Source organism: Bartonella queenslandensis (assembly GCF_018155095.1).
Classification (GTDB): Bacteria; Pseudomonadota; Alphaproteobacteria; order Rhizobiales; family Rhizobiaceae; genus Bartonella; species Bartonella queenslandensis_B.
This window is the reverse complement of sequence record NZ_NAAI01000004.1, coordinates 146,882-173,575: the sequence shown is the minus strand read 5'-3', so window position 1 is coordinate 173,575 and position 26,694 is coordinate 146,882. Positions and strand designations below refer to the sequence as shown.

At 34.8% G+C, this 26,694-nt stretch carries 18 protein-coding genes, 1 tRNA gene and 1 pseudogene; 10 read left to right on the top strand and 10 right to left on the bottom strand.

Translation table 11 applies throughout. From position 1 onward, the window contains the following. Positions 1 to 583: 583 nt before the first annotated feature. Positions 584 to 1,423, bottom strand: coding sequence for a DUF1460 domain-containing protein (locus tag B5V81_RS04240; RefSeq protein ID WP_212112264.1), 840 nt, complete (start codon positions 1,421 to 1,423; stop codon positions 584 to 586). A gap of 608 nt (positions 1,424 to 2,031) precedes the next feature. Between B5V81_RS04240 and B5V81_RS04235 the strand changes: the two genes are divergently transcribed. Further along, a complete protein-coding gene (locus B5V81_RS04235) occupies positions 2,032 to 3,252 on the top strand; it encodes an MFS transporter (protein WP_212112263.1) in 1,221 nt (406 codons plus the stop codon). 1,027 nt (positions 3,253 to 4,279) lie between these two features. Here the strand turns inward: B5V81_RS04235 and carA are convergent. Further along, positions 4,280 to 5,476 (bottom strand): glutamine-hydrolyzing carbamoyl-phosphate synthase small subunit, encoded by a 1,197-nt coding sequence (carA, locus tag B5V81_RS04230; protein WP_212112262.1) that lies wholly within the window; start codon positions 5,474 to 5,476, stop codon positions 4,280 to 4,282. Between the two features lie 258 nt (positions 5,477 to 5,734). Here carA and B5V81_RS04225 point away from each other — a divergent pair, with 258 nt between their 5' ends. After that, a complete protein-coding gene (locus tag B5V81_RS04225; RefSeq protein WP_212112261.1) occupies positions 5,735 to 6,187 on the top strand; it encodes a GatB/YqeY domain-containing protein in 453 nt (150 codons plus the stop codon). A 634-nt stretch (positions 6,188 to 6,821) separates the two neighbouring features. On the opposite strand, the gene ubiC is transcribed toward B5V81_RS04225, so the two are convergent. Then, a complete protein-coding gene (gene ubiC / locus B5V81_RS04220) occupies positions 6,822 to 7,331 on the bottom strand; it encodes a chorismate lyase (protein ID WP_212112260.1) in 510 nt (169 codons plus the stop codon). Positions 7,332 to 8,544: 1,213 nt separating this feature from the next. Continuing rightward, on the bottom strand, positions 8,545 to 8,796 hold the full coding sequence (locus B5V81_RS04215) for a GlsB/YeaQ/YmgE family stress response membrane protein (protein ID WP_212112259.1): 252 nt from the start codon (positions 8,794 to 8,796) through the stop codon (positions 8,545 to 8,547). A gap of 1,032 nt (positions 8,797 to 9,828) precedes the next feature. Between B5V81_RS04215 and B5V81_RS04210 the strand changes: the two genes are divergently transcribed. After that, positions 9,829 to 10,008 carry a hypothetical protein gene (locus tag B5V81_RS04210; protein WP_212112258.1) on the top strand — a complete coding sequence of 60 codons (180 nt, stop codon included), beginning with the start codon at positions 9,829 to 9,831 and terminating at the stop codon, positions 10,006 to 10,008. A gap of 50 nt (positions 10,009 to 10,058) precedes the next feature. On the opposite strand, the gene B5V81_RS04205 is transcribed toward B5V81_RS04210, so the two are convergent. Next, positions 10,059 to 11,735, bottom strand: coding sequence for a Na/Pi cotransporter family protein (locus B5V81_RS04205; RefSeq protein ID WP_212112257.1), 1,677 nt, complete (start codon positions 11,733 to 11,735; stop codon positions 10,059 to 10,061). Positions 11,736 to 11,796: 61 nt separating this feature from the next. After that, entirely contained in the window at positions 11,797 to 13,011 is a 1,215-nt protein-coding gene (locus B5V81_RS04200; protein WP_212112256.1) for a mechanosensitive ion channel family protein, read from the bottom strand. Between the two features lie 136 nt (positions 13,012 to 13,147). On the opposite strand from B5V81_RS04200, the gene dnaG reads away from it, so the two are divergent. From dnaG to B5V81_RS04185, 3 genes are all read left to right on the top strand, one after another. Then, positions 13,148 to 15,085, top strand: coding sequence for a DNA primase (gene dnaG / locus B5V81_RS04195; protein ID WP_212112255.1), 1,938 nt, complete (start codon positions 13,148 to 13,150; stop codon positions 15,083 to 15,085). Positions 15,086 to 15,498: 413 nt separating this feature from the next. Further along, the gene (gene rpoD, locus B5V81_RS04190; RefSeq protein ID WP_212112254.1) at positions 15,499 to 17,514 is read left to right on the top strand and encodes an RNA polymerase sigma factor RpoD; all 2,016 of its coding nucleotides are present in this window, start codon (positions 15,499 to 15,501) and stop codon (positions 17,512 to 17,514) included. Between the two features lie 606 nt (positions 17,515 to 18,120). Continuing rightward, positions 18,121 to 18,582 (top strand): YcgN family cysteine cluster protein, encoded by a 462-nt coding sequence (locus tag B5V81_RS04185; protein ID WP_212112253.1) that lies wholly within the window; start codon positions 18,121 to 18,123, stop codon positions 18,580 to 18,582. A gap of 29 nt (positions 18,583 to 18,611) precedes the next feature. Here the strand turns inward: B5V81_RS04185 and B5V81_RS04180 are convergent, their stop codons facing one another. Then, a complete protein-coding gene (locus tag B5V81_RS04180) occupies positions 18,612 to 19,355 on the bottom strand; it encodes an SIMPL domain-containing protein (RefSeq protein WP_212112252.1) in 744 nt (247 codons plus the stop codon). Between the two features lie 168 nt (positions 19,356 to 19,523). Here B5V81_RS04180 and B5V81_RS04175 point away from each other — a divergent pair. Both B5V81_RS04175 and B5V81_RS08780 read left to right on the top strand, forming a co-directional pair. Further along, a tRNA-Ile gene (locus tag B5V81_RS04175) sits at positions 19,524 to 19,600 on the top strand. Between the two features lie 1,429 nt (positions 19,601 to 21,029). After that, the gene (locus B5V81_RS08780; RefSeq protein ID WP_244979365.1) at positions 21,030 to 21,212 is read left to right on the top strand and encodes a hypothetical protein; all 183 of its coding nucleotides are present in this window, start codon (positions 21,030 to 21,032) and stop codon (positions 21,210 to 21,212) included. Here B5V81_RS08780 and B5V81_RS04170 read toward each other — a convergent pair. After that, positions 21,136 to 21,450, bottom strand: coding sequence for a helix-turn-helix domain-containing protein (locus B5V81_RS04170; RefSeq protein ID WP_212112251.1), 315 nt, complete (start codon positions 21,448 to 21,450; stop codon positions 21,136 to 21,138). The two genes, B5V81_RS08780 and B5V81_RS04170, sit on opposite strands and share 77 nt — an antisense overlap. Positions 21,451 to 22,753: 1,303 nt before the next feature. Here B5V81_RS04170 and B5V81_RS04165 point away from each other — a divergent pair. After that, positions 22,754 to 23,064: pseudogene (locus B5V81_RS04165) on the top strand (hypothetical protein). 793 nt (positions 23,065 to 23,857) lie between these two features. Here B5V81_RS04165 and B5V81_RS04160 read toward each other — a convergent pair. Both B5V81_RS04160 and B5V81_RS04155 read right to left on the bottom strand, forming a co-directional pair. Continuing rightward, complete coding sequence (locus tag B5V81_RS04160) at positions 23,858 to 24,037, bottom strand: YegP family protein (protein WP_012232073.1); 180 nt, start codon at positions 24,035 to 24,037, stop codon at positions 23,858 to 23,860. 385 nt (positions 24,038 to 24,422) lie between these two features. Continuing rightward, on the bottom strand, positions 24,423 to 24,962 hold the full coding sequence (locus tag B5V81_RS04155) for a helix-turn-helix domain-containing protein (protein ID WP_005773177.1): 540 nt from the start codon (positions 24,960 to 24,962) through the stop codon (positions 24,423 to 24,425). Positions 24,963 to 25,318: 356 nt separating this feature from the next. Here B5V81_RS04155 and B5V81_RS04150 point away from each other — a divergent pair, with 356 nt between their 5' ends. After that, positions 25,319 to 26,368 (top strand): DUF475 domain-containing protein, encoded by a 1,050-nt coding sequence (locus B5V81_RS04150; RefSeq protein ID WP_212112249.1) that lies wholly within the window; start codon positions 25,319 to 25,321, stop codon positions 26,366 to 26,368. Positions 26,369 to 26,694 lie beyond the last annotated feature (326 nt).

Here is a 26,694-nt window from a genome sequence, read left to right as displayed (position 1 = left end):
ATTTATTCTGTTGTCATACACTGTTATTTAAGGTGTGGTGAGATAAGACCTATAAAATTTGATCTCTTAAGTGTTTTTAGAGGGTGCGGTCAATATTGAGCAGTGAGGTTTGCTGGTGGCGTTTAATTGAATCATATGAAATGGTTAGTTGCTGAAATTGGCTTAAGAGGATGGACTGTTTATGGGGCTGTTGAGAATAGATCTCTTGTTTTTGAGAGCAAGGGAGAATGAAGCTTAACTATAATTTTATATAAAATACTTTGTGAAACAATAATTATAACATATCTGGTTTCACTTATTTCTTACAAAAAAAATATATGTTTTTTATATTCATAAATTTAGAGTGGTAGTCGTCTATAGATAACTCTTGGGTCGAGAATATGAAAAAAAAAGCGTAATACGACAACCGAGTTTGGCTTATCTTCAGCTTTCAGTTGGTAAAGGTCATTATAACTGTCATTTCTCCAAAGATGATTTTATCCGTGTAGCTTATAGGAAGTTGATGTTTATCTGAGTAACTTCAGTCTATCTATTAAGAATAAAAAAGTTATCTCATCTCATATTGCTATGATGTTCTTCAATGTTATTCAAGGGCTCTTAAAACAATAATTCCTGGTGTTTTGGCAACATAATCCATAAAAGGGGAATCGACGACTTTTTCATTTTCTTTTCGTGAAGAAGCATTGCGTAACATTGGTCCTTTATCTGTCATGATAAAGAAGCCCACATGCGTTACATCCAATCCAGCAAGTTTTGTATAAATGCCAATGAAATCTCCTGATTTTAAATGGCTTAGAACCTCTTCATTAATAAAGTTGCTTGGAATATACGTTATTGTGCGTTTCACAACTGGAAGTCCAGGAAGATAGTTTCCATTATCAGCTTTTTTATTGAGATATTTTTCTATGCTGACTGCATGAGGACTTATTTCAGCAGTAATATCAGCGGCGAGTTTATATTCTCTATAAGCCCAGTCGGTAAAAAAATGTTTTCGATTTAAAAAATGAATATTACCCTTAATGTAACGCGTTTTTATGACGTTATTTATGAATTCTTTTGGGGATGTTGATTTGCGCAATGCTTCAACGTAATCCAGATAAGTGAAGCAATCTAAGCCCCTAAAATCAATGATGAGTTTTTCTGGTGTCTTTTCTGAGCCCTGTAACATATTTGCTTGGTAAGGTGTCCCTAAAAAAGCTTCAGAAAGAAAGTCAATCAGAGGTCCTTTTTCGTGATCATGTGTTTCTGAACGTTTTTTAAGAAGAACATTTAATTTATTTAAAGTATAGGGATCTAGCTCTACGTTGGTTGTTTGTTGTGTTTCTATTTTATTTTTTAAAACATCCTCTTGTGAATCAGAATTTTGAACATCACATCCTGTCACTAACATTAAAGTGAGAATGAATAGGGGTATTTTTCGCATTTTATACATCGTTTTTGCATTTAACAGCTTATGGACAACTCTCACTAAAAGTAGTGTTTTCTCATGCTTATTAGATTAGATCATTAGCGAATTCAATGATAACATATAATCATTGATTGCCTCAATAAATATGATCAGTTTTTTACAGTGTTAAGCTATTTTGATAATGCTTTTTTAACCTCATCGTATATCCTGAAGATAAATTTTTTTAAGAGTTTATCCTTTTAAAGATTTCAATTACTATAGGGAATCTTATGTATCTAATAGATTTGATATTTTTAAAAGTAGAGGTATGAGAAGGGGAAATAATGTCTGATAAAATTAATCATAATGTTTCTAAAATTATTGGAATATTCTATATTCCTTGAGACTTTATTCATTGATTTAGTTTCATGAATATTTAGTCATTTAATATAAAAAATATTTTTTATACTTTTATAACGATATAAAAAGTAAAAAATAATTTTATATTTTTATCTTGACTCTTTTTGTAATTTTTACTTTGTTATTATTCTATATTATAAAAATTATACGGTATAGAATACTTTGAAAAAGGGGAGGAAAAGAGAGCGGGGGCGTAACTGTGTATGTAAAATAGTGTGTATGTCATGCAAGATGAGATGCTCAATCCGGAGTTTGTTCAGCGTGGGCTCATTTTAGTGTTCATCACTTTATTGTTAGATATTCTTGGCATTGCAATTATTTGTCCTGTTTTGCCTGAATATTTTTCTCAGTTAACTGGAAAAGATGTCAGTACATCTTTTGTAGAAAGAGGGAAATTACTTGCTGCTTATTCAGTGATGCAGTTTTTATTTGCTCCTGTTATTGGCAATCTTTCTGATCGTTATGGTCGCCGTCCTATTTTGCTTGTTTCTATTATCTGCTTTGCTCTTGATAATCTGATATGTGCTATAGCATGGAGCTATTCTATGTTATTTATCGGGCGTCTTTTGTCTGGGATAAGTGGTGCTAGCTTTGCAACTTGTACAGCTTATCTTGCAGATATATCGGATGACAAAAACCGTACACGCAATTTTAGTCTATTAGGGGTTGCATCCGCATTAGGGTTTATTTTAGGGTCGTTTATTGGTGGTTTTTTAGGGCAGTTTGGTCCGCGTATTCCATTTTATTTTGCTGCTGGTTTTTCGCTCATTAATTTTATTTTTTCTTGGGTTATGCTTCCAGAAACTCTTTCTCTATGGAATAGGCGCCTTTTTGATATTAAGCGGGCAAATCCCTTAGGTGCTTTTTGGCAACTGAAGCAATATCCGATGGTTCTTTGGGTGTTATTGGTTTTTTTTCTTTATTGGTTTGCAGAATCTGTATGGTTAAGCATTTGGGCATTCATTGCAAAAGAACGCTATGATTGGAGTTCGTTTTCCATTGGGTTATCCTATAGTGTTTTTGGGATAGGACAATTTGTTGTCGTCACTCTTATTCTGCCTTATTTTTCTAAGCGATGGAGTGATTGGCATATCGTTATCGTGGGGCTTTTGTTTGCATCCGTTGCTATGCTGGGCTATACATTCGCAACAAAGGGGTGGATGGTTTATATGGTTTTTGTGTGTACAATGCTTGAATATCTTGTTCATGCACCTATCCGTTCTATTGCTTCAGCGAAGGTGCCGATAAATGTACAAGGAGAACTACAAGGAGCGATGACATCTGTTATTTCATTGAGTTTAATATTTGGTTCTGTTTTTTATGTGTTTCTCTTTGAATGTTTTACAGATAAAAATGCATTGTTTTATTTTTCTGGTGCTCCTTTTATCGGAGGATTTTTGCTTCTTGTCGTTGCAACGGCTATTTTTTCCTTGCGGGTACGTTAATTTGTTGAAGAGAGTTTGTAAGGATGTTTTGCATAGAGAATGCACAAAAAATGCTGTGTGATAAGCAGAAAGTTTTTTTGTGATTTATTTTATAAAATATCATATAAAATACCGATAATTATTTTCATTTATTGCGAATATTTTTTTGTTTTGTGATATTCTTATGCAGCATAAAGCTCGTGTTTTTTGCTTATCAACATCTCGTGCTCATGGAACAGTATGTTGAAAAAATGCTTCAGTGTCAGATGTATCAGTATTGTACGAACGATTTAAGATTTTTGATACCAAAATTGGAAGTCAAATATTGTGTCTATTTATTTGCATCCTTTCTGAAATTGAAAGAAAACCCCACTTGGAAAGAATATAAAGGCGTAAAGTTGGAAAGCCGTTTCCAGCTATTGTTTTTTCATTCGGCTATACCGTTTTCAAAACGATTATTGACACTAATATTTTTTAAAGAGTACAGATTTGTTGCTTTGTTTCACACTTTTGTTTGTTTTTTGTTTGTTTCGTCTTTTAATAGGAATAGTGCTTCTGATGCATAGTAGAATGCTCAGAACGATCTCGTGAATCAAGCACTTGTTTTGAGGGAATAGTTTTCAATGGGGAGATACCAATTTCGTGATCGTTTCGATGAAGAATAGAAGGGAACAGTTTCTAGAAATGGTATAAGATTCACAGTCCACACTTCTCTTTATTTATAAAAAGATGCAGTACCATCATTCACTTTGCTAGTTTCCAACGTTTCTTACGATAGCTCTGTTAGGTACTCAAAATATTAACTCACTCATCTTTCTTGGGGGGGGGCAGTTGGTGGTTTTGATTGATATTATATAATCAAAAGGAGGGGCATAAGAGAACGAACAAGGAGGAAAGTGAGAAAACTTTACGGTATTTTGTACTCTCATTTAAGTTGCGAAATGACGAATAATAGTACTTATTCCATAAGTTGTCAGGAATACTATTATTATGGGGAGGAAAATGATATAATTCAGAGAAGAGAAGCCAAAAGGTACGGCATTTTGTCTTAAGATATTTTTTTATAATTCATAATGAGATCACAAAAATGCTGAAAGAGGTAGTGACTATCTTGTGGTCCAGGAGAAGCTTCGGGGTGATATTGAACAGAAAAAACTGGTTTTCCAATGACTCGAATCCCACAGTTAGAACCATCAAAGAGAGAGATATGTGTTTCTTGAACATGTTTTGGTAAAGTGGTTGCATCTACAGCAAAACCGTGATTCATCGATACAATCTCAACTTTTCCACTGTTAAGGTCTTTAACGGGGTGGTTTGCACCATGATGTCCTTGGTGCATTTTTACGGTTTTTGCGCCAAGTGTCAGAGCAAGAAGTTGATGACCAAGACATATTCCAAAAATTGGTAAATTATGATCAATTAATGTGCTGATTGTTGGAATGGCATATTGAGCGGTAGCCGCAGGATCTCCTGGTCCATTAGAAAGAAAAACACCATCAGGGTTCATTGCCAAGATTTCTTTTGCTGTTGTGTGGGCAGGCACAACAGTAATGCGTGCTTTTTGTGTTGCCATAAGGCGAAGAATATTGCGTTTAATCCCATAGTCAATGGCGACGATATGAAGATTGTGCACATTGTTTGTGGCATATCCTTTATTCCAACACCATAGTTCTTCATCCCATTGTATTGATGATTGAGACGTCACTTCTTTCGTAAGGTCAAGATTGATGAGACCGTGCCATTTTTGCGCACGTTTTTTTAAAGAGGGAATATCAAAATTTCCCTCAGAATTATGCGCAATGACAGCATTTTGTGCACCTTTTTCACGAATAAGAATTGTAAGTGCGCGTGTATCAATACCACAAAGTGCAATAATTTTACGCGCTTTAAGCCATTGATGAAGGTTTTCATTGGCACGATAATTGGAAGGATGTGTAATATCTGCTTTAAAAATAGCGCCAACAGCACCGTGACAGTTGAGAGGCGTGAGAGATTCAATATCTTCACTATTTGCTCCTACATTTCCGATATGAGGAAAAGTAAAATTAACGATTTGTTGTGTGTATGATGGGTCTGTGAGGATTTCTTCATAGCCTGTGATGGCGGTATTAAAACACACTTCAGCTTCAGCAATCCCTGTCGCACCGGCTCCTTTGCCTTCAATAACAGTTCCATCAGCTAAAACTAAGAGGGCTGTAGGTTTGTTGACACTCCAAGGTCTGCTCGATGAAATTGTTTGTATCATAGTGTGTATCCACAATTTATTTTCTGAAAGGTATAATGATTAACTTTACACAAAAATCATACCTCTAACAGATGCTGTATCTATTATTCTGGTGATGTTTTTCCTAAAGTGGAAAGTATAAGGACATTCCATGAAGAGGTAAAGTCTTGTTTTTATCTTTTCTAAGATTGAGACTTTAATTATTTTTTTATCTTCCATTGCAAGATGGAGAAAGATTGGTTAAAAGCATTTCCCGCTTGAACAAAATTGGATGAATTTATGTTGCGTGACCAGATTGATGGAGCTCTTAAGGCTGCTTTGAAAGCGCAAGACAGTATACGTCTTGCTACACTTCGTTTAATGAATGCTGCGGTTAGGGATCGTGATATTCTTTATTGTGATGAAGGGAAGCGAGAAGTAGATGATCAGCAGATTCAGTCTGTTTTCACTAAAATGCTTCAACAGCGTGAAGCGTTAATGCATGTCTATAAAGAGTCTGGTTGCTTGGAATTAGCGGAGAAAGAACAAGCAGAAATAGAAGTTATTCGTGAATTTCTTCCCTATCAGCTTAAGGAGATGGAAGTCGAACAGGTTATTTGTGAAGCTTTGGCACAAACGAAAGCTGAAAAATTACGTGATATCGGTAAGGTGATAGCGTGGCTTAAGGAACGGTATGCGGGGCAAATGAATTTTTCTAAAGTGTGCAATAGTCTTCGTAAGAAATTGCAATAGATTTTATCAATTCAAAGGGGTTGGGAAATATTTTTTATTGTACGAGGCTTCTGTCCGTCGATAGGATATTGGTCAATGTATATGTCTTATACATAAAGCTCTTATTAAAAAAATAATTCTTTGAAATGAACAAACCTGTTTTTTTTTGAGATTCATAGAGCAATAAATATTTTTCTGTCTTGTATTTTGTTGTTCTTCAAGGCTGTTATATCATTAAAAAAGATTATAGTTTTTTTACTTTTAAAAAGATTGATTGTTTTCACTGTTAAAGATAAAAAAGAGGATGATGAAAAGAAGCTAGATGATACAAAATTCAAACTTTTTGTAAGCATGTCTTGTTGTCTCTCTTGATAAAGAGTTGCCATTTTTCTCTAAGAGTGGTGATTATTCGACAAAAAGTTTAAATGCAGATGATCTTATCAATGTGAAGCGTATCTGCTTAATTCAAGTACTGGTTTTCATGATTATGATAAGGAAAGCAGAATTTGAAAATGCTTTTTAAATGAGGAATATTTTAAAGCTGAGATAAAGAGATATTTTGAACAGAAGCCTTTGTTTGTAATTTGTTTTGAAATGATTTTGAAATTTTTTTGATCTGATTAATTTTTTTAAAGCTATGCAAAATAAATATTCTCTATTTATGGTGAAAGTACAGTGGTGAATCTCTTAAAAACAGCTCGGTTAGCAACAATGGCTTACCCGTTAGCCGAAAACGGGAACGGCGTGCCCATAGCATGCCTTGTTGGCCGATATGAATGTAATCGCGGGTTAGTTTATCACTATTAAATAAATACTGTCCTAAGGGGGTTGTCCCTAGATGCATCAAGGCTTGATTGTGCAGAAGGGTTTCTTGTGGAATGACTGTGCGTCCGAGGAGCCAAGGTTTATTATCTCCCATCAATATAACTTCGCGTAGCCAATAACGTGCACTTTGGGGGAGATGTTCTGCTTCTTCTTTTAATTTGTCTTGCGTAATAAAACATTCGCGTTGTCGTTGAACTCTAAAGCAGGTGCAATATTTTTTTAATCGAAGCGTCATCGAGCCCGACTCCATGAGCCAATCGCGAACGTTTTCTGGTATGGGAGGGTTTTGATTAAAGAGCCACTTCAGAGGTGGTAAGATGGAGCCTTCAAGATCAGACATCGTTTTACTCCACATCTAAAATTCTATTCCATATGTTATACTGAGTAAGGTATAAGAGATGGTTCTATTGTAGTACAGGCATATAAAAGCAGCAAGATTTTAACAGGAAAATATCAAAGGAAAAATCGAAAGCAAAGATCTTTAAAAGAAGATAGCTGGAGATAGACTATAGGATTATTTTCATTAAATGAGCAAAATAATCTATTATGCTTTATCTAAAGAGCTTTCCCATAATGCGTTATAAAATTTTCTTGATAGTAAGAGGAGAATGGATAGGGTATTTCCAGCTTTAAACTTGGTTTGTAACGCATACGAAAAAGGAATCAAGAATTCATCTATGTCAGATGATATAAAGGGGAAATTTTGAGAGGAGTAAAAACCTTCTATTATCGTTGAGATAAGCGAGATATTCAAAATTTTTGAATTGAGATGAAAAAGTAATCGTATTTTTTATAAGATAGAATTTTATAGGAGTACATTTTGAAAAAAATATCTTATAGTATTTCATTTATAGAATACTTAACTTATTATAATAAAACTATCTTATATTAACAGTATTTATATGTGATTTAAAATATAATAATAGTTATTAATATATTTTTTGTTAAAAATAAATGATAAAGTAATGTATCCTAATTTAATACTTTTATAATTTTTTTATATAAATTTAATTTATAAATAATAAAAAATAAAAATTTAATCTATCAACTTTATATTATTTATTTTTTATACTAGAAAAATATTTTTATCATTTTGCACTTACTTCCTATCTTTATCTTTTAAGAATGCAAAAGAATTCGTCAGTTTTTTTCAGTAAAAATGGTCTTGTTGATGAAGTGTATTACGTTAAGTATTACGCGGTGGGATCTTTAATCATCATGATTGATTTTGTAACCTTGTATATTGCTATGATAGTGCGATGAGTTGAATTTGTGCGTTTGCTCTAAAATACGGTACAAAAATTCGTATTCCATTTAAATAGCACATACACCCCTCTTGATATATGTAGGCCTAGATCCGGAAGGGTGCATTATAAGAAGTCTTTACTCTTTTTCGTTAATATGCCTGATGGGGTATGCTGTATATGCCAGAAATCGTCACTTAAGTATCTCATCATCATACCCCAAATGGTATCAACGCGTTATGGGGAAATATTTTAAAATATTCTAGCTGTTTTATTGAACAGCAAAAGGTGATTGAATAAATAAATGCCCTATGGTCGAATTTTTCGTCCTATCCATATAAGAATACAGGCTCCTATAAAACCTGAAATAAGATAACCAAGCCAACCAGCAAAACTTACGCCTAAAAGACTAAAAAGGAAGCTCGCTAACGCAGCGCCAATAATCCCTAAGATAATATTTAACAATATTCCTGTTTGGCTTTTCATAATATACTGTGCAGCCCAACCTGCAATTCCGCCGATAATAATAGCTGCAATCCAACCGATGTTTGCATTTTCCATGATACTCTCCTTTGCCTGAATTTAGATTGTAACTAGAGTAAACTTTGCAAATATCAAGATTTATTCCTTTTTTATCTAGTGGAAAGGATATTTTCGTTAGAGATTTTACTTATTACCTTCCTGTATATTAAATTAATATTCATATTTTTATATGTATAAAATATAATAAACTTGAATATATATAAAAATTTTTAATTTATAAAGAAATTATTTAATTTAAAAATATGAATTAAAAAAGAAAATACTTATAAAAATATTTTAAGAGTGTATAAAATATATTTATCAGTTTTTTTTAAATGAATATTCTCTCTCAAGCTTTGAAAAAAATAATTGTGCCTCAAACAATCAGTCAAATGGATATTTAGAGATTAGAAGTTCGCCAATTGATATCAATATTATTTGAAATGAGATTAAAGCTATTTTGTTAATGTGTTATAAAATGCTGTATAAGTTCAATTTCTACCAATATTGATATAAATGTTGCAATTGGGTAGAGTTTTGCATTTCTTGTCGGATATTTTTTTATTTCTCTGCACTGTGAAGTGGTAGCCTTCTTAAAAAATAAATTTAGGCTGGTGTTATCATACTTTTAGGTGTTTCCTTCTTATAGATCTCTTTTTCAACGTTTGTGAGCCCCATTTTATGACAGAGTCCGTGAAGGGTCGTCAATTCATTGAGCATCTCAGTCTTTAGGCTTCATAAAAAAGTAAACTGGCAGCATTACACACTTGCCCCGAATGTAGCGACAAGTTCTTGGTTTTTAAGACGGTTCATAAGAGGTGTTTTGAAATCCTCATATATTTAATTGTATGGTTGCACTTCACGCAAGATTCTCCGTTCTTATCGTCTAAGCAGATGGTTTTGATTGATTTAATATGGAACAGGTTTGGAATGAGAGAATCTTACGATATGTGGGAATCTTATTTAAGGTAAGAAATAAATTAACTCTATAAATCAATATGTTATTTTGTATGGCTCACAGTTTTTCTTTGAGATGGGGAAACCATTTTTTCTTCAAGAGCTTTATTCTTTATGGCTAAACCGCTTGTAGAAGTGCAAGCGGTTGGTGTTGAGAAATTCATTATGAATAAATTAAAAATGAAAGAAATTTATGCTATTGAAGAGAGTTCATTTAAATCATCAAATAATAAAGTATTTTATTCAATCAATATGTTACGCAAGGTATTTAAATGTTCAAAATTAAATAATTGATGTGATGTGTTTTTTGTTTGATTTATTTTAAAAGTTTAAGATTTTTCTGTTTATTCTTCAGCAGGATTGCGTAGGCGCGAACTTTGAAGAAGTCCCTGTTGTTCTAAAATAGGGTAGATCATTGAGGTCAACAAAGAGTTAATTTGTTTGAGGTCTCGGACAGTATCAAGATGAAGACTCGATGATTCTACATTTTTGAGATCTCCCTCACGTAAGCGTTTAAAATGTTTTAAACTCATCTCTTTTTCTAAGTTTCGTAGTTGATCCTTTTTTTGGACCAATAGATGTGCAGTGTGTGTGTCACGGGAGACGAGAACATTAAATGCGATATGCGCGTTGGCTAGTACAATGGCATGGAAATGAAGGAGATCATTCCAGCCCTCGCTGCTGAATTTTAGACCTTTTTGTTGTTTCTTTTTAACTAGCATCAGCATATTGTGAATAATGATATCGCCTGCTTGGTCTAATTTTATACAGGCATCTAGAAGTTCTTGCGTTTGAAAAGCCTCTTCATTCGATAATTTTTGTCCTGCTAATCGTGCAAGATAAAGTTTTATAGCGATGTGTTTTTTGTCTAATATGGTGTTTAGTTGATTGAGTTCAGAAATAATATTGGGATCAGGATTTTCATAAAGTCCCATGATTTTTTCTAGCATGATGTCGACAAGATCACAAATATGAATAACTTCACGCATGACATTCGAGAGCGCTAAAGCTGGGCGTTCAAGAACGCTATCATCAAGAGCTGTTTGATCAGATAAATTAAGCGTTTTATCGGTTTGCGTTTTTTTTGTACTCATATGAACGATGTGAGTGGTTAATTTTAAAACCCATTTTGAAAGTGGTATTCCAGCTAGGAGAATGAAAACATTAAAAATGATATGGGCATTAATCACTTGAGTAGAAGCGTTATTGCCAAGCCATGTGATAGGTGGTTGAAAAGACAGAAATAAGATCAGCACAAGGATTGAACCGGCTCCACGCATGAGTAGATTCCCCAAGGGAACAAGGCGGGTATTCGGCGAAGCGTTACGCGTTAAAAGGGGGGCTATCAGAGAAGAACCAAAGTTAACACCAAGAACCATGACAACACAAAGTTGTGTGTGGATAAGGTCGTAGTTGGCAAAATTAACCAGCAAAATGATTCCTGCAATGGATGAATGTAAGAAGTAGGTTAAAGCTGCAGCCAACAAAAAAGTTGAGACGGGATCGGTTGAAAGATAACGAATGATACTCGGCAAAATTTCACTATCCCGTAAAGGTTCTGTTGCGGTACTTATCATTTGTAAAGACAAAATCAAAAGACCAATGCCGATGACAATACGTCCTATTTGACGCCACTCACGTTTTTCTGTTGTCATAAAGATACAAGTGCCAATTAAAAGGCAAAGGGGTACAACAAGTGTAAGATCGTAGGTGAGAATTTTAACAACCAATGCTGATCCTAGTTCTCCTCCACGTACCGCCATAAGTCCTGCTATTCCAGAGACAAAACCAGATTCAACGAAAGAACCAACGAGGAGCGTTATGGCTGTAGAGCTCTGTAAAATCATTGCTGTAAAAAGCCCAAAACTTACAGCAAACAATGGTTTTGAAATGACGTGACGCATATTATATTTAAGCTTGTCACCATAGGCGCGTTCAATTCCTGTGCGTACCATGCGTGTAGCCCAGAGAAGTAAAGAAACAGCGCCAGCAAGATGGAGGAGTACCAATGAACCATTCATGATACTTTTTCTTTCTCTTTTGTTTATGAATATGCTTAACTCAAAATTGATAAATTGAAGTTTATTTTTTTACTTTTAATGCTTGATTAAAATCATAACCGCTTGGATTTTGAAAAACCTTTAGACCAAAAAAAGGAAGAATAGAATAAAGATGGTCAAAAATATCACCTTGAATTTGTTCATACTCTATCCAAACGGTGGTATTCGTAAAGCAATAGATTTCCAAGGGTAAACCATTTTCTGTAGGGGGTAATTGTCGGGCCATACAGGTCATATTGGGGTTGATGTTGAGATGCTGTTGTAGATAAGCAAAAACATAAGCACGAAAAGTACCAATGTTGGTTAAACGGCGCGTATTGGCTAAAACATCATGATTTTTATCTAATTGAGCGTTCCATTGAGCGATTTCTGCTATTTTTTGTGTGAAATAATTTTCTAATAAATTAAAGCGGGAAAGATACTTTTGTTCTTCTTCTGTGAGAAAATGGATACTTGATTGATCAATAAAAAGGGAGCGTTTAATGCGTCTGCCACCTGATTCTTGCATTCCACGCCAATTTTTAAAAGGGTCAGTTACAAGTTTACGGATAGGAACTGAGGTGATGGTGTTGTCAAAATTTTGAACTTTAACAGTATGAAGAGCAATTTCAATAACATCACCATCAGCACCGAGATTGGGAATTTCAATCCAATCACCAACTCGAACCATATCGGTGGATGAAATTTGAATACCGGCAACAAGAGAAAGAAGTGTATCTTGAAAAATTAACAGGAGAACAGCCGCCATTGCACCAAGACCGGACAAGAGAATAAGAGGGGAGCGGTCAATTAACGTGGCGACCATTAAAACTGCCGCAATAGCAAAAAGTGCAATTTTAGCAATTTGAATATAACCTTTTATTGGTTTTAGTCGTGCTGTTGGACGTTGTTCGTAAAGAATGTTAATGATATTGAGACAGGAAGAAATTGTCAGCACAACAAAAAAGATAATGAAAGCATTGGAAACATTATCGATGACAGTGCTGAATGCATCGGGCAATGTTGGTATAAAGTTAACACCGACTGAAAGAATAAAAGCTGAAATGATATTCGCTAGGTATTGAATAACATTTTGAATATCGGTCGTTGTATTCTTGGGGAGAAAAGAAGAGAGTTTTTTTGCTCCGTGAATGAGTAATTTTCGTCCTACAAAGTTGATTAAAAGGGCAAATATAGTGAGAATAATAAGCCAAGAAATAGCTTCTAACCACGGATATTGAACAATAAATTCGATCACTTTTCTACTCTCCATATCTAAAACTATAGGCAGTCGAGAGTTTAAAATTTTACAACTGCTTTAAGAGGAAGTATTGGAATTATGCTCTAAAGTCGTTAAATATGCAAAAAAGAATTTTCAAAATCTGTGAGAGATAATGCGTTTTCCGCCTGATTTCCTTAATGAATTGCGTAGCAGACTCCCAATTTCAACAGTGATTGGCCAACGGGTGAATTTTGATCCGCGAAAAAGTAAACCTTCACGGGGCGATTTTTGGTGTTGTTGTCCATTCCATGGTGAGAAAACGCCCAGTTTTCATTGTGATGATCATAAAGGGCGTTATTATTGTTTTGGTTGTGGGGTAAGCGGAGATATTTTTACCTTCCTTTGCGAGCTGGATGGATTGCACTTTTCAGAAAGTGTTGAGCGTTTGGCTGATTTTGCAGGAATGAAACTCCCTATTGAGGATCCTCAAAGTCATCAACGTCAAATAGAAAAAGCTGACCTTTATAATGTGATGAAAATTGCGACAGATTTTTTTCAATATCATTTACGCGATAAAGGAGGTGCACAGGCACGTCGTTATCTGGAGGAACGTGGTGTTACACAAAAACTTATAGAGCGTTTTCGAATTGGTTTTGCGCCGGTAAGGCGTACAGCTTTGAAAGAAGATTTGAGTTCCCGTGGTATTTCAATCAAGCAAATGGAAGAATGTGGACTTCTCACAGTACATGAGGAGCGTGCGGATTCTTATGACCGATTTAGAAATCGTATTATGTTTCCTATTGAAGATTTACGCGGACGTGTGGTGGCTTTCGGAGGGCGTGCATTAGAGAAAGAAACACGAGCAAAATATCTCAATAGCCCTGAAACAGTGCTGTTTCATAAAGGAAATATACTTTATAACGCGGCAGCAGCGCGCAAAAATAGTCGCTTTGTTGGCGATGAAAAAATTCATTCACTTCTTGTTGTTGAAGGGTATATGGATGTCATTGCATTGACTAAAGTTGGTTTTGAGGGAGTCGTAGCGCCCTTAGGAACAGCATTAACGGAAGCGCAAATTGAGCTTTTATGGCAGATGGGCAAGGAGCCTATTTTGTGTTTTGATGGTGATGAAGCTGGTTTAAAGGCGGCTTTTCGCGTTGCTGATCGGGTATTGCCTCTTTTAAAGGTTGGGGTTTGTGTCCGCTTTGTTTTGTTGCCACAAGGAAAAGATCCTGATGAAATTGTTTGTGATGGTGGTGCACACCTTTTTTCTTCTTTTTTGAAAAAAGCAATTCCATTGAGTGAGCTTTTATGGTGGCGTGCTACTTATGGAAAGCAGTTTGAAACTCCAGAGGAACGAGCAGCACTAGAAAAACAACTCAAACAACAAATTTTTACGATTAATGATGAGGATGTCCGTCGTTATTATTTGCAAGATGTAAAAAAACGCCTTTTTGATTTTTTTCGTCCCACTTTTTCAAAAAAGAAAAGGCGAGGGTGGCATGAACAGAGTTCACCAAATAGGATCTTTAAAGATCAGTCCTTTTCGCTGTTAGAAAATTCTGAAATCGTACGAAATTCTTCGCAAGCTATTCCGTTGCGTGAAGCTGTGATTTTACTCACTTTAGCTTACTATCCTGAGTTATGGCATGAAAATTTTGAGATTCTCTGTGCGTTAGAATTAAAAAATACACAATTGATCTGTTTTCACCAAACGATGCTGGAAATTCTTGGGGATCAGCCGCTTCATGACAAAGAGACAATGGTTGCATTCTTAGAAAAAAGAGGGCAAAAGGCTTTATTAGAACGTATGAAATATCTTGTGCAAAATATTGGTATGCGTATTATCTTTGGAGGGGCTTCCATAGAAGATGCGCGTGCTATATTAAAACAAGCTGTCTACTTGCATCTTCAGGAACACCACCTACATAAGAGGTTACAGGATATTGAAGAGCAACTTGTAGAAAATCCTAAGAGTGAGGTTTTTGATCTGCTTCGTGAGATAAAAAATGAGCTGGAGCAGATGCAAGCAACAGAGGCATTAATTGAAGGATTTGGAAGTTGGTTGGATGAAAAAATAGACGGGAATACACAAGATACGATAAAATGATTCGCTTTTTTAATGCGAATCAGTCACTTAAATTTTAGTTGAGGAAGTTTAGTGGTATGACATTTTCATAAAGATAATGGTTAATTCATAAAGATGACAATTAAATTTTAGGAAAAGCGGGTAAATTTTAGGAAAAGCGGGTAAATTTTAGGAAAAGCGGGAAATTGATTCTTACGATGGGCTGCAGAGATTATCTCAGAAGGGGTGAGAGGTGTCGGGGAAACTTCTGGAGTTTTCCCGCATTTTTGTCTGGATGACAGAGTGTATACAAAATGTATTCTTTCCAATAGTAATCTCTTAAAAGGAAGTATATATGAGAAGCTATTGGTCGATTTAAGTGAGAATAAAAAAGCTGGTCACATGGAAACTATGATTACATGGAACCTATGAGGTGATCGAGTGGAGTTTATGGTATGGCAACAAAGGTTAAACAGAAAGATAATGCGGAAGTAACGAACCAAGCGAGTTTGGATGGTCCTCTTCTTGATTTTTCTGATGATGCCATCAAGAAAATGATTAAACTTGCCAAAAAAAATGGTTATGTAACGATGGATGAACTCAATGCCGTTCTTCCTTCCGATGAGGTTACATCCGAACAAATTGAAGATATTTTGGCGATGTTTTCTGAGATGGGGGTTAATGTTGTCGATGATGAGAATGAAGTCGAGTCTGAAAATTATGAAGAAGAAATTACGGTAGAGGGGGGAGACTTAGTCGAGGCTTCTAGCCACGCAATTGCAACGACAACGAATAAGCGCGAAGTAACAGATCGTACAGATGATCCGGTGCGTATGTATTTACGTGAGATGGGAGCTGTTGAGCTTCTTTCACGGGAAGGTGAAATTGCTATTGCTAAGCGTATTGAAGCAGGGCGTGAGACAATGATTGCAGGACTTTGTGAGAGTCCTTTGACTTTTCAGGCCCTGATTATCTGGCGTGATGAGTTAAAAGAACAGCGTATTCTTCTTCGTGAAATTATTGATCTCGAAACCACTTATGCTGGCCCAGAAGCAAAGCAGGCCCCTGTTATTGAGCGAAGTGAAGTGGATAAGATAAAAGAAGAAAATATGTCTTCTGGTATACGAAATATGGGGGAAAATATAGCAGAAAGGGGCATTGAAGAAGATGATGAAGAAGACGAGGATGATGTTAATTTATCCCTTGCTGCAATGGAAAATGAGCTTTGTCCTCAAGTTATGGAAACATTGGATTTTATTGCTCAGACCTATGTAAAATTACGCAAATTACAAGATCAACATGTTGAAAGCAGTTTGGCAGAGCGTAAAGAGGGCGCTCTCACAGCTTCTCAAAAGAAAAAGTATATTCAATTAAAGGGTGAGTTGATTCAAGCCGTAAAATCTCTCTCTTTGAACCAAAATCGTATCGAAGCTTTGGTTGAACAGCTTTATGACATCAATAAGAGATTGATTCATAACGAAGGTAAGCTCAAACGAATCGCTAACAGTTATGGCATTGGTCATGACGATTTTTTAAGAGAGTATCAAGGACGTGAACTCGATGCTGATTGGATGAATTATATTGCTACTTTGCCTGCTCCGGGTTGGAAAGAATTTGCAATGCGTGAAGCAAAAGAAATTCAAAAATTGCGGAGTGAAATACAAAATCTTGCGCAAGAAACGGCTATTTCGATTGGTGAGTTTCGCCGGATTGTTATGCAGGTGCAGAAAGGTGAACGCGAATCAACAATTGCGAAAAAAGAGATGGTCGAATCTAATTTACGTCTTGTTATTTCAATTGCCAAAAAATACACTAATCGTGGCTTGCAGTTTCTTGACCTTATTCAAGAGGGCAATATCGGTTTGATGAAGGCGGTGGATAAGTTTGAATATCGGCGTGGCTACAAATTTTCAACTTATGCAACATGGTGGATTCGTCAAGCCATTACGCGTTCAATTGCAGATCAGGCACGCACTATTCGTATCCCTGTTCATATGATTGAAACAATTAATAAAATCGTTCGTACCTCCCGTCAGATTCTCCATGAAATTGGGCGAGAGCCAACACCAGAAGAATTGTCTAGTAAGCTTTCTATGCCGTTAGAAAAAGTGAGAAAGGTTCTTAAAATTGCAAAAGAACCGATTTCACTTGAAACGCCTGTTGGGGATGAAGATGATTCCCATTTGGGTGATTTTATTGAGGATAGAAATGCATTATTACCCATTGATGCGGCTATTCAGGCTAATTTACGTGATACGACAACACGTGTTCTTGCTTCATTAACACCACGAGAAGAACGTGTTCTGCGGATGCGTTTTGGGATAGGGATGAATACTGATCACACCTTGGAAGAAGTGGGACAACAGTTCTCAGTTACAAGAGAACGTATTCGTCAGATTGAGGCAAAGGCACTTCGTAAATTAAAGCATCCTAGCCGCTCACGAAAATTACGCAGTTTTCTCGATTCTTAAATAAAGGAATTGATGTATTTTAATCATTCCCTCTTTCTTCTTCATGGAGGAGGGGAGGGTTTGTTACCGTATCCTTGGATAATTTTTTGAGAAAAATATGGGGAAATTTTGAGTAATCTAGAAAGTTTACGGTATTTAACGTTTTCGTAGCTTTGGGGCTTTGTACTTCTGTATCTCAAAAGATAGATATAGGGCAAAGAGTGTTTATGGAGCAGAGGGGGGCAAGAAATGAACGATAAAATATTATCTTTGCTAGAGCGATGCGTTTTTAAGAGATGGGATATCTCTAGAATAAATTTAATAGTGCAGCGTACTGTCTTTTTGATGAAAAAGGTGTATTTTTTGCAGAATTATTCTATCATCTTTAGGTGATGGATTTCGTTCTTTGTCCGTTTACAAAGGAATTTTAAAATAGGTTCTGTTCATTGATATGTGCTATTTTTTGAATATTTCCTTTTTTTCAGATAAATTTTAAGAAAATTCTATGAAGTACGCGTTGAGTTGAATTTTTTAAGGGACAGAAATAGATGGAATTGTAAAAATTAGACTTTTAATTTTTTCTTTTTTTTATCGATTGTCTTAATTAAAGAAGGTGTGTCTGAGTTTATGAGTGGAGAACCTCCTTTTTGGAAAGTAAAAAAATTAGAAGAGCTTTCCTTCTCAGAGTGGGAGAGCCTTTGTGATGGTTGTGGTCGTTGTTGTCTCCATAAAGTTGAGGATGATGATACGGGTGATCTGTACGCAACCAGTATTGCTTGTCGTCTTTTAGATGGGGAAACTTGCCAATGTCGAGACTATGTTCATCGTAAATCAATTGTACCAGATTGTATATCTTTAGATATTACAACTGTTAAAACGGTGCGTTGGCTTCCAGAAAGTTGTGCTTATAAGTTAATTTATGAAGGAAAAGATCTCCCATGGTGGCATCCATTGGTATCAGGAGATTATCAGACGGTGCATAAAGCACACGTTTCTGCACGTGGATATATAGAAATCTACGAAGATGAATTATCATCTGAAGAAGATTATCTCACTCATATTACTGGTTTTCTCTGTGAAAGCCAGTGATATGAGTGTTTTATACAATGGTTGGTGATTTAATCGATCGCAAAGACGACAGTGACAGTCACATTATAATTTAATTCACCCCCTGCAAAATTTGTATCTGCGTAGCTTGCACTTGCTGCTCTACTCATGAGACGCGGTGTTGGGTGGTAGTAATCCTCTTTTTCATTAATTTCAATAATTCTCCCTAATTTTAAATCAGCCGCTTGTGCTATTGTTTGCGCTTTTTCAATGGCTTCAGTAATGGCTTTTTTACGTGCTTCTTGATAAAATGGCTTCGTATCTGCGTTGGTAAAAGTAATGCCATTCACCGAATTAACCCCCAGTGTCATCGCTTGGTCAAAGATTTTACCAGCGTTGCTAAGATCACGAATGCGTACGGTTAAAGAATTGGAAACATGATAGAGTTTTTCATCATTCTTTTTTTCGTGATGTTTATCGGGATGAGATTGGTAAATAGATAAGCCCGATGTTTGTAAATCATTGGCTTGGATGCCATTGCTTTTAAAGGCATTTACAATATCATTCATAGATTTATTATTCGCTGCTAATGCTTTTTGAGCCGTTTTATCATCAGTAACAACGGCGAGATTAATAATCGCCATATCCGGTGCAGCTTGACTTTCTCCGGTTGCCGTCACTGTAATCGTTGCATCTTTTTTATTGTCTTCAGCATAAGCACGCACACCCACCAATGAAGCGGCTAAGAGTGTGAATGCTAATATGGCTATTTTAACCGAAGAACTCTTCATCGGTTGAGTTTCCTTTTTTATCATATCTATTCCTTTACATTTATCCTCATTATTCTCTCATTTTTGAGAGTTCTTGTAAAGAAATTAGGGCATTAGAAAAAAAACCAATAGAAAAGAGAAAAAGATGGGTTATAATTTGGGTCAGCTCTTGTATCGTGGAGCATTTTAGTTTAGAGAAAGACCACCTATGTGGGGCCTGTAGCTCAATTGGTTAGAGCCAGCGGCTCATAACCGCTTGGTTGGGGGTTCGAGTCCCTCCGGGCCCACCAATAGGAAATTGTTTAATAGGAAATAAATAGCTTCGTAAAAGTTTAGAGATCTTTCATTCTTTTAATTTATTTCTCTATTTGTTTCGAATTCTTTTGTCATTTTTTTGTTGCAGTATTTTTCTATAAGTTACTTTAAATGTATAACGTGATGACATACTTTTTAGTTTCATCAAAGGAGCGCGTTCATTTACAACATTGAAGCATCTGGATTAAATTGATATGTGTTGCTGTTTACTTTCTTAATTTATATGCTATTTCTGCTTTTTCTGTGTGATGTTCTTCATAAAGCAAAAGGTTAACACCTTTGTAAAGTGAGCTGTGCTTGTTCTACAAATAGGACTGATCTCCAAAAAACAATGCTAAATATTGTGCTTGTTCATAACAAAATTCCCGAAAAACAGAGAGTTTAAATCCGCTTTCTTTCAATGATCTTTACGTCTTTGAGATATTTAAATGATATCATCATGATAAAAGACTGTATATGACAGGGCATGAGAGATGTTTATAGGAAGCATGGGAATAACGATGGTAATATTTGTTGATATTTTTTACCATTGTATGTTTTCTATCTAATGCTTAAACTATAGTTTTTATGTCATTCAAATTGTTATTGAAGTCACAAGATCTTTTTTGACCTTATTCTCATAAGGTATTAGCAATGTTTCGGTAAACTTTGCTCTTTTTTATGCTGCTTAAAATTTTCGCGTATCGATTGTGAAGAGAGCTTTCTCTTTTCTACAAAATGACTGGTAAGGGAAGTGATTTTTTGTTGGAAAAGTATCCTTCTTCTTCAAAGATCATAATGCTTCATTTACGTGAGAGAATTTCTTCTTTGTTGTAAACTTTACAATTTATGTACGGAGATCATGGGTGATGAGTCATTTTATCTTTTTAACATTGTCATGATAGAGAATCAGTATTTAAAGAGTGTTTGCAGAGAGGAGCTTGTCTTGTAAGGGCGTTACTCATTTTTTTAGGTAGCGGCGGGGGCTGTCTATAAGAACTTATTCCTATAACGTTGTTATATTCTTGCTTTGCAATATCGTTTAAAAAACATAGATGGTGCTATGTAGAATAAAATTGTGATTATATTTTTCTTTTGGAATAAGCTTTTTCATGTTCTCTTGTAAAGAGTTCAGGAGTATCTTCAGGAATATTTTCGCATTAATTTGTTATTGGTCCGAATCATAAGATTTGCGTAACATTATTCGCGTTGTTGATAGATCATATCCATTTTCATAAGAAGGTCTGGATAGAGCGATGCTTTCTGTTTCACCATGGTACATAACGCATAAAATTTTCTCTGATTTTATAAAATCAGTTTGTACACAACTGCTTCCATACTGCCTATTGCAAATATTTTTTTCTAAGGTATGAGATATGTTCAAACGCTTTAGCGTTATATAGTTTGACAATATGGAGTATGACTATGAAGAATGATGAAAAATTTGAGGCGGTTTTATCTGATATTATTGTGAAATGGGAGTCTTTATCGACGTCTCAAAAACAAGCGATATTGGATAGAGTAGAAAATTCTACAACTGCTCCTCATTCAACAGAACATTTAAAGCTTCAATCTTCTTTTTATCTCCAGACGAAATCAAAGCTATAAGTTTTAGGTCTTCATCGGAGATGTTGAAGCCCGTTATGACATATATGGCACTAGCATTTCCGAGTGTATTTAGAATAGCCATAAGTTTATCGACTGAAGGTCTTTTTCCTCCTTTTATCATTTGTTGGACATAGTTTTGTCCACAGCCTGCTGCCCTGCTTATTTCGATCATCGTTCGTCCGTCACTTTTTATCAATTCAATTAAGCGTTGGAACCAATCTTTTTCAGTCTTTGTCATTTTTAGACCTTTACACATTTACGCTATAGCGTTAATATTGCGTCGCGAATCCAGAATATATGATACAAGGAGCGTGAAAATATCCATGCGTAGCTCTTCGCTAATGAAGCATATAGAGTTGTTTTTAAATAATAACAAAATATCCCCATACACTTTTAGATTCGAATCAATAAAAATGGTTCCTTAGTTCCACGGTTGTAAAGAAACTAGCACGTATACCGAGAACGGTGATACGCACGCGTATGTTCATGAGATTTCACTGTGATAGTATACGTAGCAGCATTATAAATCAAGATATACCCCAACATCAGCATTTGTAAAAATTCTGCGTTAAAGTCGGTATGTGAGCATATAACGAAGCTTTACAGCCTTAAGAGACAAGATCGTGGTTGGAGAAAAAAACATAAATTTATAGGTTTAAAATGCCCATTTATTTTTTATTGTAATAAATTAGGTCACTATCATATGTGTACGTTCAAAAACTTTGGAAATATCAAAAAAAGTGATTTTTGTGTTTTTATAGAACACAAAAATAATTGGGGGCATGAAGGTGGTTGTTTGGCACAATGTGATACACGCGACCAATGCTCTTATGAGGTGGGAGGGTATTTTGACGATACGACGGTTTATAATAAAGTTTGTGTTTTTGAGGATATTTTTGTTTATGACAATGCGCTAATATACAGCTGTCTAGGGGGAGCCAAGAATTTGCATGTTTATGAAAGAGGGAAGTTTATTGTTCTTTAAATATGAGTAGAGAGGCATATGTTTACACGAATGTAGTCGTTTTGGGTAAATTTTGAACACTCAATATATTGAAGTTTGTAGTAATACTTGTGATTATAGAAAGTCTCGTGTTTTTAGGGATGCTTTGGTTTGTGGTGATTAAAGATTTGTGGGAAGGTAAAAATTTTATAGAAAAGCTCTGTTTTGTAACGCAGAAGATTTTTGTAATAATAAAAAAACTCCCACATACAGCCATATTCCACATGGCATAAAAGAAGATAGAAACGTTTCGAGGAAGGTGGGTATTGATTTTATCACGTTGTTCGTTTTGTTGGAAGTTTCTTATTTTTTATATTTTGGGTCAATAAATATGTCGCAAATAATTGGTGTGAGCATCTAGATTTAGCTGCTTTCAGAGTTGTTTTTTGCGTTATTTATCAATGTTTAATGGAGAAAATATGAATGCCGAGGGTGATTATTCGCACTTGGAATATGTGGTTTATTGTCTTCTTTTTTGATGGAGGATGAAACAAAAAAATTGCTTAAGTCACTTGAGCGGCAATGAGAGGAGATCAAAATGAATATAAACGAAATTTTATTGGGAGCAATGATGGTTGTTTTGTTGTTCAGCGGAGTTATATTTCGATTTTCTTTATATTATCGCGGTCAAATTAAAGCTCTAAAAGAGGAATCCAGAAGGATAAAGCATGAGTTTTTAAGGGATACTATGAAGATGACTGAAGAACGAGATAGAGTTCTTAGAGAGCAGAATATGGTGATTAAAAGACGCGAGCAAGCAATTGAAAAACTGAAAAAACAAATTAAGAAATATGAAGAAAATGAAAAAAATATCAAATAGTGCTTAAATGTGAAGATGATAGAGAGTGATATGTATTCATATTGTGCATCGAATTTATGTATTAAAGGATTTGGAGATGTGTTAGAAGGATTGAAAATAATGAGACAGAGACAGACCTTTATGAAGTCCATTATGATGTTTGTGGAGAGATTGTATTAGAAGAGAATATTCCAGTTGACTCTGATCTATAATTTATAAAATCGTTAAAGTTGATAGAAAAATAGCTGTTGGTAGCAAAATAAAAGTTTATGATGGTGCCCCAGTTTATCGCTATGCTAGGGAATACTAAAAAGGGTATCTATACGATCCAGAAATTTTTGTGGTGATTACTATTCTTGTAGAAAACAATTTGGCGCGTTTCTTTTATGTTTTAGGTATCATGTTGCGATAGTTTCAATTAAGAGGCATAAAAAATTGCATGATAATAAAAAGAAGAAGATATTTGTTTTTTATGAAGATGAAGGGAATAAGTCGGTTATGATTATCCGATACATAGAATAGGAAGATGAACGTAAAAGATATTGGTATCTAGGAAAGAAATCACATTTCTACTTTATGATTCACTTTCTCTTTGTAGGCATTTGTTCTATGAAAAGACACAAGACTTGAAGGGAAGGCCGCTTGATAGGTACTATAAAAACTCACTTATGTCTAAAAACAAACATATATCCCGCAAAAATTTAACTGTTATTTACACCTGTTTAAAATAACATAAAAACTTTTCTTTCATTGAGAAAAAAATATTCCCTTTTTATTCATTACAAAATGTAACTCATACTCCCATTTATACGATTTAAATTCTTATCTTAATGGGGAAGAATATTAAGATTGCAGTTCTCTGATAAGAGCTTTATGGGTGATTTCTTTGATTTGTTCAATATTCATTAAGATATCTTGTTTTGTTGGGTACCCTTTACTAGAAAAAGCAACTTTTTGTGCATCTCCCGAGATTAAACGCCAATACCATTGATTGTGAACTCCTTGAAACACCTCAAAATACATGTTTCCCACCTCATAAAATAGCTGATAATTTTCAGGATAAATACTCAACTAACCCATTTACGAATACTAATGTATGTCTCTATAGGAAGTCGTCAATATATTCCCCTTAAATTTTCTGACCTTAAAAAATATTTCTATGAGAGCTATTATTTTTTTAACAAGAAAAAAAAAATTGTCAATAAGATGTAAATAAGAATTTTATACTATAAAATTATTTCTTTCAATTTAATGATACTATACGTTCATTTACAATAAAAACATTTTTATTTTATAGAAATAAGTTTTATAGAGCAAACAAATTCCCACCAGCATGGATAAAGGAAAAATACTTCTCTCCATACTGGTTACATTTAATCATTTCTTGTTTTTTCTTCAAAATACACGTTTATTGATTCGCTATAACTTCTTTTTGGGATACGCTTCGAATGAGTAAATCAATAAATAAGCTAAGGGTATAAGAATTAGCCATTTTGGCTTTCATATCAATCAGAGAGGTTGCAGTTTTAGGGTTAAGACCGTTTGATAAACCCTGTCTTGACAAATATTGCTGCAATTTTTCATAAGAACTGTCGATTTTTTCTTGATTTAGTTTTTCATTACGATCACTATTGGCAAGTGTTTCTTCTAGTCCCTCAATTTTTTTAATAAAATAATTCCAGTCAAAATCACCCTTTGTATATTCGGCGTCAAACATTTTCCCTTGTCCGGTTAAAAGCCAATTAATGTTGACACCATATAATGTGCGGTATGTTTGTAAGACACTAAGATTGGGTTCTCTCTCTCCACGTTCATAAAAAGCAATAGAATTTTTTGTCATGCTAAAACTTTTAGCTAAGGTTTCACGCGATGGATCGCCTAAAGCAAGACGCACATAACGTAAACGTTTTCCAAATATGGTTTTTGATTCAGTTTCAGGACGTGCCACGAATTATCTCCCTCAGTAAATCATCATGGTATAAATTATTAAATAATAAAAGCACACTATGTATTAATATTCTATGACATAATGTCAATATTTATTGTTTTAATTTTTTTATTTTTATGGATAGAAAACAATCCCTCAACTCTATTGTATTAATGATTAATATTCATTTCAAAATAAAATTCTCTGTTTACAGCATTTATCTCTTGCTTTTTTTGAGAAAATTTTCATGTAACTTTACCATATATATTTTATACACCTCTGCATTAAGAGATGCAACTTTAAAGAGATGCAAGCTTTCAATTTGCACTATTCTATGTGTTTTAGATAGATGATAAAATAAACTTTGAGGAATAATCATGGCCCTATTACGCTATTTTGGGTTGGCTTTTTTTTTCACGATTATTGGTGTCTTTTTAGGAGGGGCTATTGGTTGGTTTGAAACGGGAAGCATTACTGGCTTTCTTAAATATTTTTTTATTTGCTGTGTTTTAGGGGTTTTAGAAATTTCTTTATCTTTTGATAATTCTATTATCAATGCCCGTGTTCTTGGTCGAATGGATCCGTTATGGCGGCGTCGTTTTCTTATATGGGGTATTTTGATCGCTGTATTTGGAATGCGGATTGTTTTTCCGTTGTTGGTGGTTGTCGTTGCTGTCGGGATTAATCCAATTGCGGCCGTTAAATTAGCGATAGGAGAACCACATCGATATGCCGAAGTTTTGACCGATGCACATATGGGAATTGCTGCTTTTGGAGGAACTTTCCTTATGATGGTTGGCTTAAAATATTTTTTTGATTCTGAAAAAGAAGTGCATTGGCTTAACGTTATAGAGAGATCTGCTCAAAAATTGGGGGCGCTTGCTGGGATTGATATTGCAATTGTTTTGATTTTGATTTTATTCGTGTCAGGGCAGATTGTTGCGGAAGATAAAGTCACTTTTTTATTATCAGCCCTTTATGGGCTTTTGACTTTTATAGGTGTTGAAGCTGTCGGTCATCTCTTGGACGCTCCTAAAAAGACTTTGACGACAGTGACTCAAGGGGGACTCGGGGCGTTCCTTTATTTAGAAGTTCTTGATGCGAGTTTTTCTTTTGATGGTGTGGTTGGTGCTTTTGCCTTTTCACATAACCTTTTTATTATCGCAATTGGTCTTGGTATTGGTGCATTTTACGTTCGTTCTATGACAATTATGTTGGTCGAATCAGGGACATTGTTGCATTATCGCTATTTGGAGCATGGTGCTTTTTATGCAATTTTAGTTCTTGCCGTAATTATGTATTTGCAAACAATTATACCGGTTCCTGAAGTCTTAACAGGACTTGTGGGAGTTTGTATTATTGGAATGGCATTGTATTCTTCGATTCGTTTTAAGCATCGTCAATTGGAGAAACATGTTGCATCTTAAGTAATGAAAATTTCATGCTTTTGTTTATCGCATATCCTTGAATAGAAGGGGATTTTCATGCAAAACAAAGTGTTATTGTTTTTCTTGATTGACGTCTTTATTTTAGAATTGAAGCCGTGGCATGATTCTTCTCATGAAGGGAATAATTTAAAATCTCTTGGATGACTTTGGCTTAAATACAAGGTGCGAAGGGACGCTATACTTTTTACCAGCTTTCAGTACGACGACAAGTTTTATATTTAATGATTCATCAGAAGCATTTTTTGCTTTCTTGAATGATTTTTACTTCCCACATTTATTCTATTTATGATAGGGAAAAGAATAAT